This window comes from Streptomyces sp. ATCC 21386 (genome assembly GCF_018728545.1).
In the GTDB taxonomy this organism is placed as follows: Bacteria; Actinomycetota; Actinomycetes; order Streptomycetales; family Streptomycetaceae; genus Streptomyces.
Genome location: NZ_JAAVVL010000001.1, coordinates 1967379 through 1984161 on the forward strand (window position 1 = coordinate 1967379; position 16783 = coordinate 1984161).

Genomic DNA, 16783 nt, shown 5'->3' on the forward strand with positions numbered 1-16783 from the left:
CGACCAGACCAAGTACAGCTGCCGGGCCTACTCAAGACACGCAGGAGCAAGTGGTGATCGAAGAGACCCTCCTCGAGGCCGAGGAGAAGATGGAGAAGGCCGTCGTGGTCGCCAAGGACGACTTCGCCGCGATCCGCACCGGTCGTGCGCACCCGGCGATGTTCAACAAGATCGTGGCTGACTACTACGGTGCGCTGACGCCGATCAACCAGCTCGCCTCGTTCTCGGTGCCGGAACCGCGCATGGCCGTGGTGACCCCGTTCGACAAGACGGCCCTGCGCAACATCGAGCAGGCGATCCGCGACTCCGACCTCGGCGTCAACCCGAGCAACGACGGCAACATCATCCGGGTGGTGTTCCCCGAGCTCACCGAGGAGCGCCGCCGCGAGTACATCAAGGTCGCCAAGAGCAAGGCGGAGGACTCCAAGGTGTCCATCCGCTCGGTCCGCCGCAAGGCCAAGGACGCGATCGACAAGCTCGTCAAGGACGGCGAGGTCGGCGAGGACGAGGGCCGCCGTGCGGAGAAGGAGCTCGACGACACCACCGCGAAGTACGTCGCTCAGGTGGACGAGCTGCTCAAGCACAAGGAAGCGGAGCTCCTCGAGGTCTGATGAACGACTCTTCCTGGGGGGCGCCGTCACAAGCCGGGTACTGGGCGCCGACCGACCGGGGACCTGTCCAGGGGCAAGCCCCGGCGGGTCCCACGTACGATGCGCCTGAGGCCCAGCAGACTCGCCCCATGCCCATCGTGCCCGATGTACCCGCGCATGGCGGGAACCAGGACGACGACCGGGGGGCCGCTCGGCAGGCCGGTCCCCCCTTCCGCGACGAGACGCCGTCGGCGCAGCCCCACGGGGCGGCGCCGCAGAAGCCGGAGCCCATGCCCGACGCCCCACAGCCCGCCCCGCAGAAGAAGAGCGCGGGCCGTGACCTGGGCGCCGCCATAGGGGTCGGCGTCGGCCTCGGTGTGGTCATCGTCGCCTCGCTGTTCATCGTCAAGGCGGCCTTCGTCGGGGTGATAGCGGTCGCCGTGGTGGTGGGGCTGTGGGAGCTCACCTCGCGCCTGGCGGAACGCAAGGGCATCAAGGCGCCCCTCGTGCCGCTCGCGGTCGGCGGGGCGGCCATGGTCGTCGCCGGGTACGTCCGCGGGCCCGAGGGGGCCTGGGTGGCCATGGCGCTCACCGCGCTCGCCGTCCTCGTCTGGCGGATGACGGAACCGCCGGAGAACTATCTGAAGGACGTCACCGCGGGGGTCTTCGCCGCGTTCTACGTGCCGTTCCTGGCCACGTTCGTCGCGCTCATGCTCGCCGCCGACGACGGGCCGCAGCGGGTCCTGGTGTTTCTGCTGCTCACCGTCGTCAGCGACACGGGCGCGTATGCCGTCGGCTGGCGCTTCGGCACGCACAAGCTGGCGCCGCGCATCAGTCCCGGCAAGACCCGCGAGGGGCTGCTCGGCGCAATCGCCTTCGCCATGGTCGCGGGCGCGCTGCTCATGGAGTTCGTCATCGACGACGGCGCCTGGTGGCAGGGCCTGCTCCTCGGTCTCGCCGTCGCGGCCAGCGCCACGCTGGGCGACCTCGGCGAGTCCATGATCAAGCGGGACCTCGGCATCAAGGACATGGGCACGCTCCTGCCGGGCCACGGCGGCATCATGGACCGCCTGGACTCGCTGCTCCCGACGGCCCCGGTGGTCTGGCTGCTGCTGGTGCTGTTCGTGGGCTCGGGCTGAGCGTCGATCGAGCCTGCCGAGCCGAGTGGGCCCCGTCCTGGTTCCAGGACGCTGTTGGTAAATCCGGGGGCCTGCGTGACGACGGCCTGCACGACCCCGTTGGGGTTGTGCAGGCCGTCGTCATGTTCGTGGGGTGGGTTCGTGTCGTTGCGTGGGGTGGATCTGGCGGAGATTCCGGAGGAGACCGCGCGGCTGGCGCGTGCGGTGTTTCCGAAGGGGTGTCTGGTGATGCGGGTTCGGGATGCGCTCGGGCCGGTCTTCGCCGATGCCGACTTCGAGGAGTTGTTCTCGGCGCGGGGGCGGCCGGTGGTCTCGCCGGCGCGGCTGGCGCTGGTGTCGGTGTTGCAGTTCGCCGAGGGTCTGACCGACCGGCAGGCTGCGCACGCGGTCCGTTCGCGTCTGGACTGGAAGTACGCCCTGTCGCTGGAGCTGGCCGACGTGGGGTTCGACTTCTCCGTGCTCAGCGAGTTCCGGGCCCGGCTGACCGAGTCGGATGCGGGCCGGGCGGTGTTCGACGCGGTGCTGACGGCCGCCGGGGAGGCCGGGCTGGTCAAGGCGGGTAACCGGCAGCGCACGGACGCCACCCATGTACTGGCCGTGACCAGGGATCTGAGCCGGCTGGAGTTCGTGGTCGAGACACTGCGGGCGGCTTTGAACCAGATCGCCGAGGCGGCCGGGGACTGGCTGATGGGGTTGGCTGCGCCGGAGTGGTTCGACCGGTACTCGGCGCGTCCGGAGGACAGCCGTTTCCCGTCCCGGTGGGCCGCCCGGATCGAGCACGGCGACCAGTGCGGGGCCGACGGCACGGTGCTGCTGGAAGCGGTCTGGTCGACATCGGCACCGCCCGGCCTGCAGCGTCTTCCCGCGGTGGAGTTCCTCCGCCAGACCTGGGTGCAGCAGTTTCACCGCGTCGACGGCACCGTGCGCTGGCGGGAGCCGAAGAACACCCCGCCCGGCCTGATCCGCTTACGCACCCCGCACGAGCCCGGGGCCAGGACCGGAGCGAAGCGCGATCTGGCCTGGTCCGGATACAAGGTCCACCTCAGCGAGACCTGCGAGCCCGACGCCCCGCACCTGATCACCCACATCCACACCACCCCGGCACCGGTGACCGACAACGCCGTGCTGGAGGACATCCACACCGCCCTTGCCGACCGCCAACTGGTGCCGGACGAACACCTGCTGGACGCCGGATACGTCGACGCCGAGCAGATCCACCACGCCCGCCGCGATCACAGCATCACCCTCGTCGGACCGGTCGGGAAGAACACCATCCGGCAACAGGCAACCGGCGACGTCTTCGACAGCACGCGCTTCACCGTCGACTGGGAGCAACGCCAGGCCGTCTGCCCCGGCGGCCACACCAGCGTCCAGTGGAGAGACGCCCAGAGCCACCGCGGCACCCCGGTCACCCGCGTCCGCTTCGCCGAACGCCACTGCACCCCCTGTGAACTGCGGACTTCCTGCACCACCGCCGAAACCGGCCGCAATCTGACCCTGCGCCCCAAAGCCGAACACGAGATCCTCCAGCAGGCCCGCACCGAGCAGGACACCCACCACTGGCGCCGCCGCTACGGACACCGCGCCGGCGTCGAGGGCACCATCTCCCAAGGCGTCCAGGCATTCGGCCTGCGCAGATCCCGCTACCGCGGCCTCGCCAAAACCCGGCTGCAACACCACTTCACCGGCGCCGCCATCAACCTCGCCCGCATCGATGCCTGGCTCACCGGCAGACCGCTCGCCCGCACCCGCACCTCACCCTTCGCAGCACTCCGCCCCGCTGAATGAGATCCAGCGGGGCGGATTTACCAACAGCGTCCTGGTTCCAGGGCGGGGCCCTTTGCCACAGCCCCTCGCGAGATCGGCGGACATCGATAGGATCCGTGTCCATGGGGAGAGCGCGGGTGGGGGACGACGGCAGATATCACGGCGATCTGCCGTGCCGCTGGTGCCAGACACTCATCGACCAGGCGGGCCGACGCAGGCCGCGGCTGTACTGCCGGATGTCACATCGCTGGAAGAACTACGGCGCGTGGGTCGTGAGCGTGGTGGGCGGAATCTTCTGAGCCGACGACTGGCCCGGGCCATACAGATTGATCTGCGACACTTGACGGGTTATGCCGAAGCCCGGAGAACTCACATTCGTCGCCCCCCGCGGAGCCAAGAAGCCGCCGCGGCATCTTGCTGATCTTTCGCCTGCGGAGCGGAAGGAGGCTGTTGCCGCGATCGGGGAGAAGCCGTTTCGCGCCAAGCAGCTGTCCCAGCACTACTTCGCGCGGTACGCGCACGACCCGGAGCAGTGGACCGACATCCCCGCGGGTGCGCGGACGAAGCTCCAGGAGGCGCTGCTTCCTGAGCTGATGACGGTCGTGCGGCATCTGTCGACGGACCAGGAGACCACCCGCAAGACGCTGTGGCGGCTGTTCGACGGGACGCTCGTGGAGTCGGTGCTGATGCGGTACCCGGACCGGGTCACCATGTGCATCAGCTCGCAGGCCGGATGCGGGATGAACTGTCCGTTCTGCGCGACCGGACAGGCCGGGCTGGACCGGAATCTGTCCACCGCCGAGATCGTCCATCAGATCGTGGACGGGATGAGGGCCCTCAGGGACGGTGAGATTCCCGGCGGGCCCGCGCGGCTGTCCAACATCGTCTTCATGGGGATGGGCGAGCCGCTCGCCAACTACAACCGGGTCGTCGGGGCCATTCGCCGGCTCACCGATCCGGAGCCGGACGGGCTGGGGCTGTCGCAGCGCGGCATCACCGTGTCCACGGTCGGACTGGTGCCCGCCATCCACCGGTTCTCCGACGAGGGCTTCAAGTGCCGGCTCGCCATCTCCCTGCACGCCCCGGACGACGAACTGCGCGACACCCTCGTCCCCGTGAACACCCGGTGGAAGGTGCGCGAGGTCCTGGACGCCGGGTGGGAGTACGCGGCCAAGTCCGGGCGTCGGCTGTCCATCGAGTACGCGCTGATCCGGGACATCAACGACCAGGCGTGGCGCGGTGACCGGCTGGGCCGGCTGCTCAAGGGCAAGCCGGTGCATGTGAACCTGATCCCGCTGAACCCCACCCCGGGCTCCAAGTGGACCGCCTCCCGGCCCGAGGACGAGAAGGCGTTCGTCGAGGCCATCGCCGCCCACGGCGTGCCGGTGACCATCCGGGACACCCGGGGCCAGGAGATCGACGGGGCGTGCGGTCAGCTCGCGGCGACCGAGAGGTAGTCTGAGCCCGTACGTACATATCCATATTCCGACAGGGGAGCGCCACAGCGCTGAGAGTGCGGCATCCGGGCCGCAGACCCTCTGAACCTCGCCCAGGTCATTCTGGGTAGGAAGTTCGGTCATCACTCAAGCTGTTGCGCCCTGCCCGGGAGCCCTCGAATCGACAAGGGTCCCGGGCGGGGCCGCGTCTCTTCCTGGTCACTTCCAGGAGGATTGAATTCAGTGGGCATCACCAGGAGAGCAACGGTTCTCGTCGTCGGCCTCGGGCTCGTCACGCTGTCCGCGTGCGGCTCGTCCTCGGACGACACCGGTGCCGGCGACTCCAAGACCGTCACCCTCGTCAGCCACGGCTCCTTCGCCTACTCCAAGGACGTGCTGAAGGCGTTCGAGAAGGAGTCCGGGTACAAGGTCAAGGTGCTGAAGAGCGGCGACGCCGGGCAGGCCGTCAACCAGGCCATCCTGACCAAGGACAACCCGCAGGGCGACGTCTTCTTCGGCGTCGACAACACGCTGCTCTCGCGCGCCCTCGACAACGGCCTCTTCCAGCAGTACGAGGCGAAGGGGCTCGACAAGGTCGGGGCCGAGTACCAGCTGGACAAGGACGAGCACCGGGTCACGCCCATCGACTCCGGTGACATCTGCGTCAACTACGACAAGGCGTACTTCGAGAAGAACAAGATCGAGCCGCCGAAGACCTTCGACGATCTGATCAAGCCCGAGTACAAGGACCTCCTCGTCACCGAGAACGCCTCCACCTCCTCGCCTGGGCTCGGCTTCGTCCTCGGTACGGCCGCGAAGTACGGCGACGGAGGCTGGGAGGGCTACTGGGAGAAGCTCAAGGCCAACGGGGTGAAGGTCGTCGACGGCTGGGAGCAGGCGTACTACCAGGAGTTCTCCGGATCGACGGACGGCAAGAAGGCCGGGGGCGACCGGCCGCTCGTCGTCTCGTACGCCTCCTCGCCGCCCGCCGAGGTCGTCTACGCGGACCCGCGCCCGAAGACCGCGCCGACCGGGGTCGCCGAGGGCACCTGCTTCCGGCAGATCGAGTTCGCTGGGCTGCTGAGCAACGCGAAGAACGCCGAGGGCGGCAAGGCGCTGATCGACTTCCTGATCTCGAAGCGGTTCCAGGAGGACATGCCGCTCAACATGTTCGTGTACCCGGTCGTCGAGGGGGCGTCCGTGCCGGCCGAGTTCACCGAGTACGGGCCCGCGGCGAAGGACCCCGAGACCATGGCGCCGGAGAAGATCGCCGAGAACCGCGACCAGTGGGTCAAGTCGTGGACCTCCCTCGTACTGAAGTAGCCAAGGCTGCTGAGGCAGTCAAGGCGGCCAAGGCGGTTGAGGCAGCCGAGACGGCCGAGGGCGCCGGTTCGGGTGGGGACGTCGGGTCGGTCCAGGTCGCAGCGCGTCGATCTCGTCCGTCCCGTCGACCCCGTTCACCCCGTCCCGGTCGGTCGGGCGGGGCGGCTCGGCTCGGTCTCATGGCGCTGCCCGTCGTCTTCTTCGGGGTCTTCTTCGCCCACCCCGTCGCCGCGATCGTCGTCCGGGGGCTCAAGGCGGACGGCACCTGGCACCTCGGGCGGATCGGGGAGGTGCTGGCGGACGCCGGGATCCGGCACGTGCTCTGGTTCACCACCTGGCAGGCGCTCGTCTCGACCGCGCTCACGCTGGTGATCGCGCTCCCCGGCGCGTATGTGTTCGCGCGCTTCGATTTCAGGGGCAAGGAACTCCTGCGGGCGGTCGTGACCGTGCCGTTCGTCCTGCCGACCGTGGTCGTCGGGACCGCGTTCCTCGCGCTGGTCGGGCGCGGCGGGCTCTTCGACGAGCTGTGGGGCATGAGGCTGGACACGACGGTCTGGGCGATCCTCCTCGCCCATGTGTTCTTCAACTACGCGGTCGTCGTACGGACCGTCGGCGGGCTCTGGTCGCAGCTCGACCCGCGGCAGGAGGAGGCCGCGCGGATGCTCGGCGCCTCCCCGTTCGCGGCCTGGCGCAAGGTGACCCTCCCGGCGCTCGCGCCCGCCGTGGCCGCCGCCGCGCTGATGGTCTTCCTCTTCACCTTCACCTCGTTCGGGGTGGTGCAGATCCTCGGCGGACCGACGTTCTCCACCCTCGAAGTGGAGATCTACCGGCAGACCTCGGAGATCTTCGACCTGTCCACCGCCGCCGTACTGACGCTGGTGCAGTTCGCCGCGGTCGGGCTGATCCTCGCCGTGCACGCCTGGACCGTACGGCGGCGGGAGACCGCCCTGCGCCTGGTGGACGCCTCGCTCACCGCCCGGCGACCGCGCGGGGCCGGGCAGTGGGCACTGCTGGGCGCGGTCCTCGTGACCGTCGTCGTGCTGATCCTGCTGCCGTTGGGCGTGCTGGTGGAGCGGTCGCTCGACGCACCTGGCTTCGGCTACTACAAGGCGCTGACCAGCGACGAGAGCGGAATCTTCCTGGTCCCGCCGATCGAGGCGGTCGGGAACTCGCTGCGCTACGCGGCCGCCGCGACCGCCATCGCCCTGCTCGTCGGCGGACTCGCCGCCGCCGCGCTCACCCGGCGGGCGGGCCGGCTCGTGAGGGGCTTCGACGCGCTGCTGATGCTGCCGCTCGGCGTGTCCGCGGTGACCGTCGGCTTCGGGTTCCTGATCGCGCTGGACGAGCCGCCGCTGGATCTGCGGTCGTCCTGGATCCTGGTACCGCTCGCCCAGGCCCTGGTCGGCGTTCCCTTCGTGGTGCGGACCATGCTGCCCGTCCTCCGCGCGGTGGACGAGCGGCTTCGGGAGGCGGCGGCCGTGCTCGGAGCGTCGCCGTGGCGGGTGTGGCGCGAGGTCGATCTGCCCATGGTGCGACGGGCTTTGCTGGTCGCTGCCGGGTTCGCCTTCGCCGTGTCGCTCGGGGAGTTCGGGGCGACCGTCTTCATCGCGCGCGCCGACAATCCGACGCTGCCGGTCGCCGTGGCACGGCTGCTCGGACGGCCGGGCGAGCTCAACTACGGCCAGGCGATGGCCCTTTCGACGATTCTGATGGTGGTGTGCGCGGTGGCCCTGCTGGTGCTGGAACGCCTCCGTACCGATCGGACGGGGGAGTTCTGATGGTGCTGCTCAGGCTTGAGGACGCGACCGTACGGTTCGACGGTCGGTCCGTGCTCGACGCCGTCGACCTGGAGGTCGCCGAGCATGAGATCGTCTGTGTGCTGGGGCCCAGCGGCAGCGGCAAGTCGACGCTGCTGCGGGTGGTCGCGGGGCTCCAGCCCCTCGACGGCGGACGGGTCTCGCTCGACGGGCTGGACCAGCGCGGCGTGCCCGCCCACAAACGCGGTGTCGGCCTGATGTTCCAGGACCACCAGCTCTTCCCGCAGCGGGACGTGGCGGGCAACGTCGCCTTCGGGCCCCGCATGCACGGCGCCGCGAAGGACGAACGCACCGTACGGGTAAGGGAGTTGCTGGAGCTGGTCGGGCTGCCCGGGGCCGCACGCCGACGCGTCGGGGAGCTCTCCGGCGGCGAGCAGCAGCGGGTCGCGCTGGCCCGGGCCCTCGCGCCGCGTCCCCGGCTGCTGATGCTCGACGAGCCCCTCGGCCAGCTGGACCGATCGCTGCGGGAGCGTCTGGTCGTCGAACTCCGGGAGCTTTTCAGCGAGTTGGGGACCACCGTGTTGGCGGTCACGCACGACCAGGGCGAGGCTTTCGCGCTGGCCGACCGGGTCGTGGTGATGCGGGACGGGCGGATCGCCCAGTCCGGTACGCCCCTTGAGGTGTGGCGGCGACCGGCCGACGAGTTCGTGGCCCGTTTCCTCGGCTTCGACAACGTGGTCGACGCGACGGTGACCGGGCAGGCGGCGGACTCGGCGTGGGGCAAGGTGCCGGTCCCGGAGGGCTCACCGCAGGGGGCGTGCGCGCTGCTCGTGCGGCCCGCCGGCGTACGACTGGTGGATGTGGCGGACGGGCTGCGCTGCACGGTGGCCGCGCGCACGTTCCGGGGCACGCATGTCGCGCTGCACCTCCAGCCGGAGGACGCACCACGGCTGGAGGCGGCGTGCGCGCTGCGGGACGCGCCGGAGCCCGGGGACCAGGTCGGCGTGCGCTTCGACGCGGCCGAAATCGTCGTGCTGGGGGCCGGTCCCGCCGCATAAGGTGCGGCACCATGGCGATGCGTACGCAAGAACCCCGGGCGCGGCATGAGCGCTACTGTGCCGAGATCGAGCTGCAGGTAAGGAAGTTGCGGGACCTGGTGACCTCCGGTGCCGATCTGTCGGCGACCGTGCCGACCTGTCCCGACTGGTCGCTGGAACAACTGCTGCGGCACACCGGCGGCGCCCTGCGCTGGGTCGAACTGAACATACGGACCCGGGCGAAGGAGGAGGTCCCCGAGGCGGATGTCCCGCTGTACGACGGACCCGGGCGGCACGGGGACCGGGCCGCGCTGGACGCCTGGCTGGCCGAGACCGGCGAGATGACCGTGGCCACGTTGCGCGAGGCGGGCCCCGAGGCGCCCGTCTGGTCGTGGGGGTGGGAGCACAGTGCGGGGTTCTGGGCCCGCAGGATGGCCCACGAGCAGGTCATCCACGGAGCCGATGCCGCGCTCACCGTCGGACGGGCGGTCGAGGTGGCGCCGGAGATCGCCGCCGACGCGATCGACGAGTGGCTGGAGATCGTGAGGTTCGTGCAGCGGACCATGCCGCACGACGAGGCGGCCGAACTGCGCGGTCCGGGGCGCAGCATCCACCTTCACGCCACCGACACCGCCGCCGAGGTCGACGCCGAGCGGAGCGAGAGGGGGGTCTCCCCGCTCGAAGGGTGGGGGAGGGTGGTCGAGCTGACCGAGGACGTGGTGCGCTGGCGGCGCGGCCATGAGAAGGCGACGGTCGAGCTGCGCGGCCCGCTCACCGAGGTGCTGCTCGCCTTCTACCGTCGACTGCCGCCGGACGGTGGGCAGTTGCAGGTGCTGGGTGACCGGGAGCTGCTGGACTTCTGGCTGGAGCGGGCCACGTTCGGGTGAGCGCGCTCCGGAACGGCGGGTGGCCCGTACCCCCTGGCGAGGGGGTACGGGCCACGGCCCTGAGGAACAGGGATCAGCGTGTGGAGGCCCCACGCCGCCGCATGCTGTAGTAAACGGCACCGGCGCCGAGGGCGACCAGTGCGGCGGCGGCGCCGACGATCGTGCCGGTGTTGGAGTCGGCGCCGGTCTCGGCGAGGTTGGAGTCACCGCCCGGGGAGGGGGCGTTGTCGCCGTCCGAACCCGCGGTCGCGGTGTCCTCGGACTCCGACGCGGTGGGGGACGTCTTGGTCCGGGACGGCTCGCCCTCGTCCTCGCCCGCCTCCTTGCCCGGCTCCTCGTCTCCGTCCTTGTTCTTGTCCTTGTTCTTGTCCTTGTCTTCGTCCGACTTCTCGTCGGTCGAAGGCTTCTTCGGGGCCTTCGCGGCTGCCGGCGGGGTGATGGCCTCGGCCGTGCAGGCCTCCGCGGGGGCCACCAGGATCGGCAGGTCCTCGTCGACGTAGTCCTCCGCCTCGACGTGGATGCGGTACTCGGCGTTCGGCTCCCAGTCCTCGTCGAAGGTGACGGTGACGCCCTTGGCGGTGGAGTCGACGATCGTCCGGCTGCCGACCATGCGCAGGTCGGCGCCGTTGTTCTCCAGATAGACGCTGATCTCGGCCTTGACGCCCAGCGGGTCCACGTCGGTCACCCGGATGACGCCCGTGTCGCCCTCGCACTCGGCGACGGCGGAGAAGTCCTTGATGGTGCATGCCATGGCGTTGCCCGCGACACCGAGCACGAGTGCGGCGGCGGCGAAAACAACACCGATGGAGCGCGAAGTCCGTGCGCTGCGGGGTGATATGGACACGTTTGCCCTTCAAGGGAAGCACAGGGGAGTGGGGGTGACGGAGGGCCGCTGAGGGAGCGGCTTCCCCATGTGCCTCACAGGTTTATAAGCGCGCCGTAAGCGATGTCAATCCGAAGAAGTGTTTGGACGGTCCCCGAGACGCGCCAGGGCCTCCGGTGCCTCCTCGATCCGGTCGACCAACGCGATCCGGGCCTCCATCGAACGGCCGCGCGCCAGCGATCGCAGCAGTGGCCAGGCCGGCAGCCGCTCCGTCCAGTGGGCCCGGTCGACGAGGACCATGGGGGTCGGTTCGCCGCGCGACTCGTAGTAGTTGGGGGTCGCGTTGTCGAAGATCTCCTGGACGGTTCCGGCGGCTCCGGGCAGGAAGACGACGCCGGCGGCGGAGCGGGCGAGAAGGCCGTCCTCGCGGGTGGCATTGGCGAAGTACTTGGCGATGTGCGAGGCGAACGGGTTCGGCGGCTCGTGGCCGTAGAACCAGGTGGGGATGCCGACGGACGCGCCGCCCCTCGGCCAGCGGGTGCGCACCTCGAAGGCGACGCTCGCCCAGTCGGTGATCGACGGCGTGAACTTCGGTGCCTTCGCCAGCAGTCGCAGCGCCTCGGTGAGCATCTCGTCGCCGAACGGGGCCGCGTAGGCGCCCAGGTTGGCCGCCTCCATCGCGCCCGGACCACCGCCGGTGGCGACCGTGAGGCCCGAGCGGGCCAGGGTGCGGCCGAGGCGGGCGGCGCCCTCGTACGCCTCGGTGCCGCGCGCCATCGCGTGGCCGCCCATCACGCCCACCACCCGGGCACCGGAGAGGAGTTCGTCGAGGGCGTCCGAGACGGAGTCGTCGTGGACGGCGCGCAGCATGGAGGCGTAGACGTCCCGGTCGGCCTTGGTGCGCTGGAACCAGGCGTACGCGAGGGCGTCGGGCGTGGCCTCGTAGCCGCCGTCGGACAGGGACGCGAAGAGTTCGTCGGGGGAGTAGAGCAGGCCCCGGTACGGGTCGAAGGGCAGACCGGGGACGGGCGGGAAGACCAGGGCGCCGTCCGTGCGTATCTTCGCCGCCGCCTCCGGGCGCATCGGGCAGCCGAGGAAGACGGCCTCCGCCGTGTCGGTGGCGAGCAGTTCACGCGTACGGTCCGTCAGATCGACGGCCTGGACGCGGAATCCGGCGAGGGTGCCCCGTGCTGAGACGGTCGCGTCGAACTCCTCGATCGTCTCGATCTCGTGGTCGTCGTGGTGGGCCGCGTGGGCGGGCATCGTCTGCACCCGTCCATGCTATTGCGCTCCGCTGGGCGGGCCGGGCCGCCTATGGGGGTGGGGGCGACTGTGCTTGGCGGCTGCGGGTGGGTGGGGGTTGCTCGCGCAGTTCCCCGCGCCCCTGACGGGGCGCGGGGTGGGCTGCGGGTGGTTCAGCCCTCGATCGCGGACGGGTCCATCCACACGACCTCCCAGGTGTGGCCGTCGAGGTCGTCGAAGGCGCGGCCGTACATGAAGTCCATCTCCTGGACCTTCTCCGACGCGGTGCCGCCGGCGGCGACCGCCTTCTCGACCAGTTCGTCGACCTTCGCGCGGCTCTCGGCGCTCAGACAGAGCAGCACCTGGCTGGTCTTCGTCGCGTCCGCGATCTCCTTCTTGGTGAAGGTCGCGTAGAACGGCTTGGTGAGCAGCATCGCCACGATGGTGTCGCTGATCACGACGGACGCCGCGTTCTCGTCGCTGAACTGGGGGTTGAGCGAGTAGCCGAGCTCCGTGAAGAACTTCTTCGAGGCGTCGAGGTCGTTCACGGGCAGGTTCACGAAGATCATCTGCTGGTACATGGCGAGGTCGCTCCTGTATCGGTCGTATCCGTTTCGGTCTGTTCGCAGGGGTAGACCGAGGGCCCCCGCGAAACTCATCGCCGCGCGCGAACTTTTTTCGTACGAGTTCTCAGGCGGCCAGCGGTAGCGCGGCCAGCTGGGCGATCGTCCAGGTCAGGGCGCCGAACACGGCGAGCAGGGCGCCCGCGCGGAGCAGGGCCGCCTGCCGGGGCAGTGCGCGGGGCGCCCCCAGCCGCACCAGCGCGGCCATGGTGTCCGCGCGGGCCCGCCGGGCCTCGACGGCGGCTGTCGCGAGGGTGAGCACGGCGCAGCCGGCGACCACGAGCGCGCCCAGCAGGGTGAGCGGGCCGACCGCGGGGCGCACGCCAGAGGCCAGCGTCACCATGGCGTACGCGCCGGAGGCCACCGCGCAGACCACACCGAGCGGGCGACCGATGCGCCGGGCTTCCTCCTGAAGCATGCGCCCGGCGAGGAGACGCCGTGCGCCGGGGCGTACGGACTGGAGCAGGAGTCCGGTGAGGTGGGTCAGGCCGGGCCCGGTGAGGACCAGCCCCAGGGCGGTGAGCAACCAGCCGCCGAGGACGCCCGCGGGGCTGTCGGCGAAGCCGCCGGGGAGGGTGAGGCCCAAGCGGTGGTCGGACCGTCCGGCGTAGGTCTCCAGGGCGAGGCCGACGGCGAGCACGGTGATGCCCCAGGGGAGGCCGCCGGGGGCCGGGCGCGGAGCCGGCGGTTCCGTCAGCTCCTGGGCGGTCTCCGAGACGGTCCCTGCCTCGTCGTCCGGCTCCTCCTCGTACCTCGTCGCGCCCGCCGGGGGCGCGGTGCGCCGGCCGATGGCGAAGGTGTCGTACGCCATGAAGCGGGTGCGGGGGCCGGTGGGCCGGGCCCTGGTGTCCCTCGGGCGCAGGACGAGGGCGGTGGTGACGGAGGCGGCGGCCGGGACGACCGCGAGGAGGGTGAGGGCGGCCGGGAGGGGCAGGGGCCGTCCGGCGGCGAGGACGTCCATGGCCGCGCCGTCGAAGGGGAGGCCGGTGAGGTCGCCGCGCAGGTGGAGGAAGAAGAGGAGGGCGAGGAGTGAGCCGAGGACGGTGGACAGGGCCGTGGTGACCGCGGAGATGGCCATGAGCCGGCCGGGGCCGAGGCCGATCGCGGAGAGGCCGGGGCGGGGCCGGGTGCCGGGGTCGGTGCGGGCGACCGTCGCCGCGAAGTACACGGTGGCGGCGGCGGGTGCCACGCACCAGGCCAGGCGGAGCACCGAGCCGGCCGGGGCGTGCGGGTGTGCCATGGCGTGGCCGAGCGCGCAGAGCAGCAGGAAGCCGGTGCCGCCGGCGGCCGCGGCCACCAGGAGCCGACGGAGCTGGACCACGGGGTGGGCCCGGCGGGCTAGACGGAGAGCGAGCACGCTGCCCGGCCTTCCCCGTCGGCCGCGGAGGGCCGCGCCGCCCCGGCCGACTGCCCCTCGGCTCCGCCGGACTGCCGGGCTTCCCCTTCGGCGGGGGGCCGGGCCTCTCCTTCGGCGGCGGGGCGCACGACTTCTGCGGTGGGGGCCGGGCGACCGTCGGCTCCGCCGGCCTGCCGGGCTCCCCCCTCGGCGGGTGGCTGGGCTGGTCCTTCGGTGGGCGGCCGGGCCCCTCCCTCGGCTGCGGGGCGGGCCGCCTCCGGAGTGGGGGAGAGGGGAGACTTCGGCGGCGTGGCGTCGGACCGGGGCGCCGTCGTGGAGGGCGTTGTCGTCTCGGGGGTGGGGCCGTTCGGTTCCGGGGTGGGCCCGTTCGGTGTCGTGGTGACGGGGTGTACGGCCGGGGCGGTGCATGGCTGGGCGGGCGTCGCGGGAGGGGGCTCGGCCCGGGCGCGGCGGTCGGCGCGGGTCTCGGGGGCCGTGGTGGCGGGCAGGTGGACCGTCCTCACGTGGCGGCCGTCCAGGAGGGACACCGTGCGGTCCGCCAGGGCCGCCGTGTCGGGGTCGTGGGTGGCGAGGACGACCGTGATCCGGTGGGAGCGGGCCGCCGTGGTGAGCGTGCGCAGGACGTGGGTGTGTTCGGCGCGGTGCAGCGGGGCGGTCGGTTCGTCGGCGAAGAGCACCGTGGGGGCGCAGACGAGGGCGCGGGCCACCACCACACGCTGGCGCTCCGACTGGAGGAGGGCGTGCGGGCGCCTGCGGGCCACGTCGCGGATGTCGAGGCGCTCCAGCCACTCCAGGGCGGCCGCCTTGGCGGCCCGGCGGCCCGTGCCGCGCAGCATCAGCGGCAGGGCGGTGTTCTCCCAGGCGTTCAGCTCGGGGACGAGGACCGGCTCGGGGTCGATCCACCCGAAGCGGTCGAGCCGCAGCCGTTCCCGGGCGAGCGCCCCCATCGTGTGGACGGGGACGCTGTTGAACCACACCTCTCCCCGCTGGGCCCGCAACTGTCCGGACAGGCACCGCAGGAGCGTGGTCTTGCCGCTGCCGCGCGGGCCCGTGACGGCGAGGATCTCGCCCTCCCGGACCTGCATCGACACACCGTGCAGGGCGGGCGTGCCGTCGTGCGCGTAGGTCAGACCACGTGCCCAGAGCACGTCGTTGTCCGGCGGGGCCACCATGGGCGTACACCTCGGTTCGGATCAGGGTTGCCGGGGGAGCCCCCCGTCCGGGGGAACGAAGGCAGGGCCGATCGGTTACAGAGGCACGCTAGGGAGTCGGGGCGGCGGGGGGCGGACAGCACACGGCCCGGGGCGCCCCCATCTCACTCGGATGGGGGCGCCCCGGGCCGTTTGAAGGGCCGCAGGCGCGGCCGCCGCTGCAGGGTCGCGGCGGAGGACCGGGGCGCCGGGTTCGCCCAGGGGGCGATGCCTACAGCAGCGTCCACGCCTCCGTCAGCGTCGCGCGCAGGATCTGTTCGATCTCGTCGAAGGTCGACTGGTCGGAGATCAGCGGCGGGGCGAGCTGGACGACCGGATCGCCGCGGTCGTCGGCCCGGCAGTAGAGGCCGTTCTCGAACAGCTTCTTCGACAGGAAGCCGTAGAGGATCCGCTCGGTCTCGTCGTCGTCGAAGCTCTCCTTCGTCGTCTTGTCCTTGACCAGCTCGATTCCGTAGAAGTAGCCGTTGCCGCGGACGTCGCCGACGATCGGCAGGTCGTGGAGCTTCTCCAGGGTGGAACGGAAGGCCGCCTCGTTGTCGAGGACGTGCTGGTTGAGCTTCTCGCGCTCGAACAGGTCGAGGTTGGCGAGGCCGACGGCCGCGGAGACCGGGTGGCCGCCGAAGGTGTAGCCGTGCAGGAAGGTGTTGTCGCCCTTGTAGAAGGGCTCGGCTATGCGGTCCGAGACGACACAGGCGCCGATCGGGGAGTAGCCCGAGGTCATGCCCTTGGCACAGGTGATCATGTCCGGGACGTAGCCGAACTTGTCGCAGGCGAACATCGTGCCGAGCCTGCCGAAGGCGCAGATGACCTCGTCCGACACCAGCAGGACGTCGTACTGGTCGCAGATCTCGCGGACCCGCCGGAAGTAGCCGGGCGGCGGCGGGAAGCAGCCGCCGGCGTTCTGCACCGGCTCCAGGAAGACGGCCGCGACCGTCTCCGGGCCCTCGAAGAGGATCTGCTGCTCGATCTGGTCGGCCGCCCAGCGGCCGAAGGCCTCCGGGTCGTCGCCGTGGATCGGGGCGCGGTAGATGTTGGTGTTCGGGACCTTGTGCGCGCCCGGCACCAGCGGCTCGAAGGGGGCCTTGAGGGCCGGCAGGCCGGTGATGGACAGGGCGCCCTGCGGGGTGCCGTGGTAGGCGACGGCGCGGGAGATGACCTTGTACTTGGTCGGCTTGCCCTGGAGCTTGAAGTACTGCTTGGCGAGCTTCCAGGCGGTCTCGACCGCCTCGCCGCCGCCGGTGGTGAAGAAGACCTTGTTCAGATCGCCGGGCGCATGGGAGGCGATACGTTCCGCCAGCTCGACGGCCTTCGGGTGCGCGTACGACCACACCGGGAAGAAGGCCAGCTCCTGCGCCTGCTTGAACGCGGTCTCCGCCAGCTCGGTGCGGCCGTGGCCGGCCTGGACCACGAAGAGACCGGCGAGACCGTCGAGGTACCGCTTGCCCTTGTCGTCGTAGATGTACGTGCCCTCGCCCCGGACGATGGTGGGGACCGGGGAGTTCTCGTACGAGGACATGCGGGTGAAGTGCATCCACAGGTGGTCGTACGCGGTCTGGCTGAGGTCCTTGGGGCTCACGGTTATCGCGTCCTC

The 16783-nt window shown here is 71.0% G+C and carries 13 protein-coding genes, 1 pseudogene and 1 riboswitch; of the genes and pseudogenes, 8 read left to right on the forward strand and 6 right to left on the reverse strand.

Features of this window, described 5'->3' with window-relative positions:
• The first annotated feature begins 53 nt into the window (after positions 1-53).
• From frr to GWK25_RS08700, 8 genes are all read left to right on the forward strand, one after another.
• Positions 54-611, forward strand: a complete 558-nt coding sequence (gene frr / locus GWK25_RS08665) for a ribosome recycling factor (protein ID WP_033526942.1) — start codon at positions 54-56, stop codon at positions 609-611.
• On the forward strand, positions 611-1729 hold the full coding sequence (locus tag GWK25_RS08670; protein ID WP_215449211.1) for a phosphatidate cytidylyltransferase: 1119 nt from the start codon (positions 611-613) through the stop codon (positions 1727-1729). Before frr ends, GWK25_RS08670 begins: the two co-directional genes overlap by 1 nt.
• 141 nt (positions 1730-1870) lie before the next feature.
• On the forward strand, positions 1871-3517 hold the full coding sequence (locus tag GWK25_RS08675) for an IS1182 family transposase (protein ID WP_215448706.1): 1647 nt from the start codon (positions 1871-1873) through the stop codon (positions 3515-3517).
• A 329-nt stretch (positions 3518-3846) separates the two neighbouring features.
• Complete coding sequence (gene rlmN, locus GWK25_RS08680) at positions 3847-4953, forward strand: 23S rRNA (adenine(2503)-C(2))-methyltransferase RlmN (RefSeq protein WP_215449212.1); 1107 nt, start codon at positions 3847-3849, stop codon at positions 4951-4953.
• Between the two features lie 23 nt (positions 4954-4976).
• Positions 4977-5084: riboswitch (TPP riboswitch) on the forward strand.
• A 91-nt stretch (positions 5085-5175) separates the two neighbouring features.
• Complete coding sequence (locus tag GWK25_RS08685; protein ID WP_215449213.1) at positions 5176-6255, forward strand: thiamine ABC transporter substrate binding subunit; 1080 nt, start codon at positions 5176-5178, stop codon at positions 6253-6255.
• Positions 6256-6434: 179 nt separating this feature from the next.
• A complete protein-coding gene (locus GWK25_RS08690; protein ID WP_215449214.1) occupies positions 6435-8033 on the forward strand; it encodes an iron ABC transporter permease in 1599 nt (532 codons plus the stop codon).
• A gap of 2 nt (positions 8034-8035) precedes the next feature.
• A complete protein-coding gene (locus GWK25_RS08695) occupies positions 8036-9070 on the forward strand; it encodes an ABC transporter ATP-binding protein (protein ID WP_215457274.1) in 1035 nt (344 codons plus the stop codon).
• Between the two features lie 11 nt (positions 9071-9081).
• Complete coding sequence (locus GWK25_RS08700; RefSeq protein WP_251828778.1) at positions 9082-9936, forward strand: maleylpyruvate isomerase family mycothiol-dependent enzyme; 855 nt, start codon at positions 9082-9084, stop codon at positions 9934-9936.
• Positions 9937-10009: 73 nt separating this feature from the next.
• Here the strand turns inward: GWK25_RS08700 and GWK25_RS08705 are convergent, their stop codons facing one another.
• The 6 genes and pseudogenes from GWK25_RS08705 to GWK25_RS08730 all read right to left on the reverse strand — a co-directional run bounded on the left by GWK25_RS08705 (position 10010) and on the right by GWK25_RS08730 (position 16768).
• Positions 10010-10780 (reverse strand): LAETG motif-containing sortase-dependent surface protein, encoded by a 771-nt coding sequence (locus GWK25_RS08705; protein WP_215449215.1) that lies wholly within the window; start codon positions 10778-10780, stop codon positions 10010-10012.
• Between the two features lie 105 nt (positions 10781-10885).
• Positions 10886-12031 carry an LOG family protein gene (locus GWK25_RS08710; RefSeq protein WP_215449216.1) on the reverse strand — a complete coding sequence of 382 codons (1146 nt, stop codon included), beginning with the start codon at positions 12029-12031 and terminating at the stop codon, positions 10886-10888.
• Between the two features lie 143 nt (positions 12032-12174).
• On the reverse strand, positions 12175-12582 hold the full coding sequence (locus GWK25_RS08715; protein ID WP_215449217.1) for a VOC family protein: 408 nt from the start codon (positions 12580-12582) through the stop codon (positions 12175-12177).
• Between the two features lie 109 nt (positions 12583-12691).
• A complete protein-coding gene (locus GWK25_RS08720; RefSeq protein ID WP_215449218.1) occupies positions 12692-13981 on the reverse strand; it encodes a hypothetical protein in 1290 nt (429 codons plus the stop codon).
• A 458-nt stretch (positions 13982-14439) separates the two neighbouring features.
• Positions 14440-15153 (reverse strand): annotated as a pseudogene (locus GWK25_RS08725) (ABC transporter ATP-binding protein); the annotation flags it as partial.
• Positions 15154-15403: 250 nt separating this feature from the next.
• Positions 15404-16768, reverse strand: coding sequence for an aspartate aminotransferase family protein (locus GWK25_RS08730; protein WP_215449219.1), 1365 nt, complete (start codon positions 16766-16768; stop codon positions 15404-15406).
• Positions 16769-16783: the final 15 nt, after the last annotated feature.

Coding starts and splice junctions, on each gene's coding strand:
- GWK25_RS08670 (WP_215449211.1), top strand. CDS start 611: ATGAACGACTCTTCCTGGGGGGCGCCGTCACAAGCCGGGTACTGGGCG.
- rlmN (WP_215449212.1), top strand. CDS start 3,847: ATGCCGAAGCCCGGAGAACTCACATTCGTCGCCCCCCGCGGAGCCAAG.
- GWK25_RS08690 (WP_215449214.1), top strand. CDS start 6,435: ATGGCGCTGCCCGTCGTCTTCTTCGGGGTCTTCTTCGCCCACCCCGTC.
- GWK25_RS08700 (WP_251828778.1), top strand. CDS start 9,082: ATGGCGATGCGTACGCAAGAACCCCGGGCGCGGCATGAGCGCTACTGT.
- GWK25_RS08715 (WP_215449217.1), bottom strand. CDS start 12,582: ATGTACCAGCAGATGATCTTCGTGAACCTGCCCGTGAACGACCTCGAC.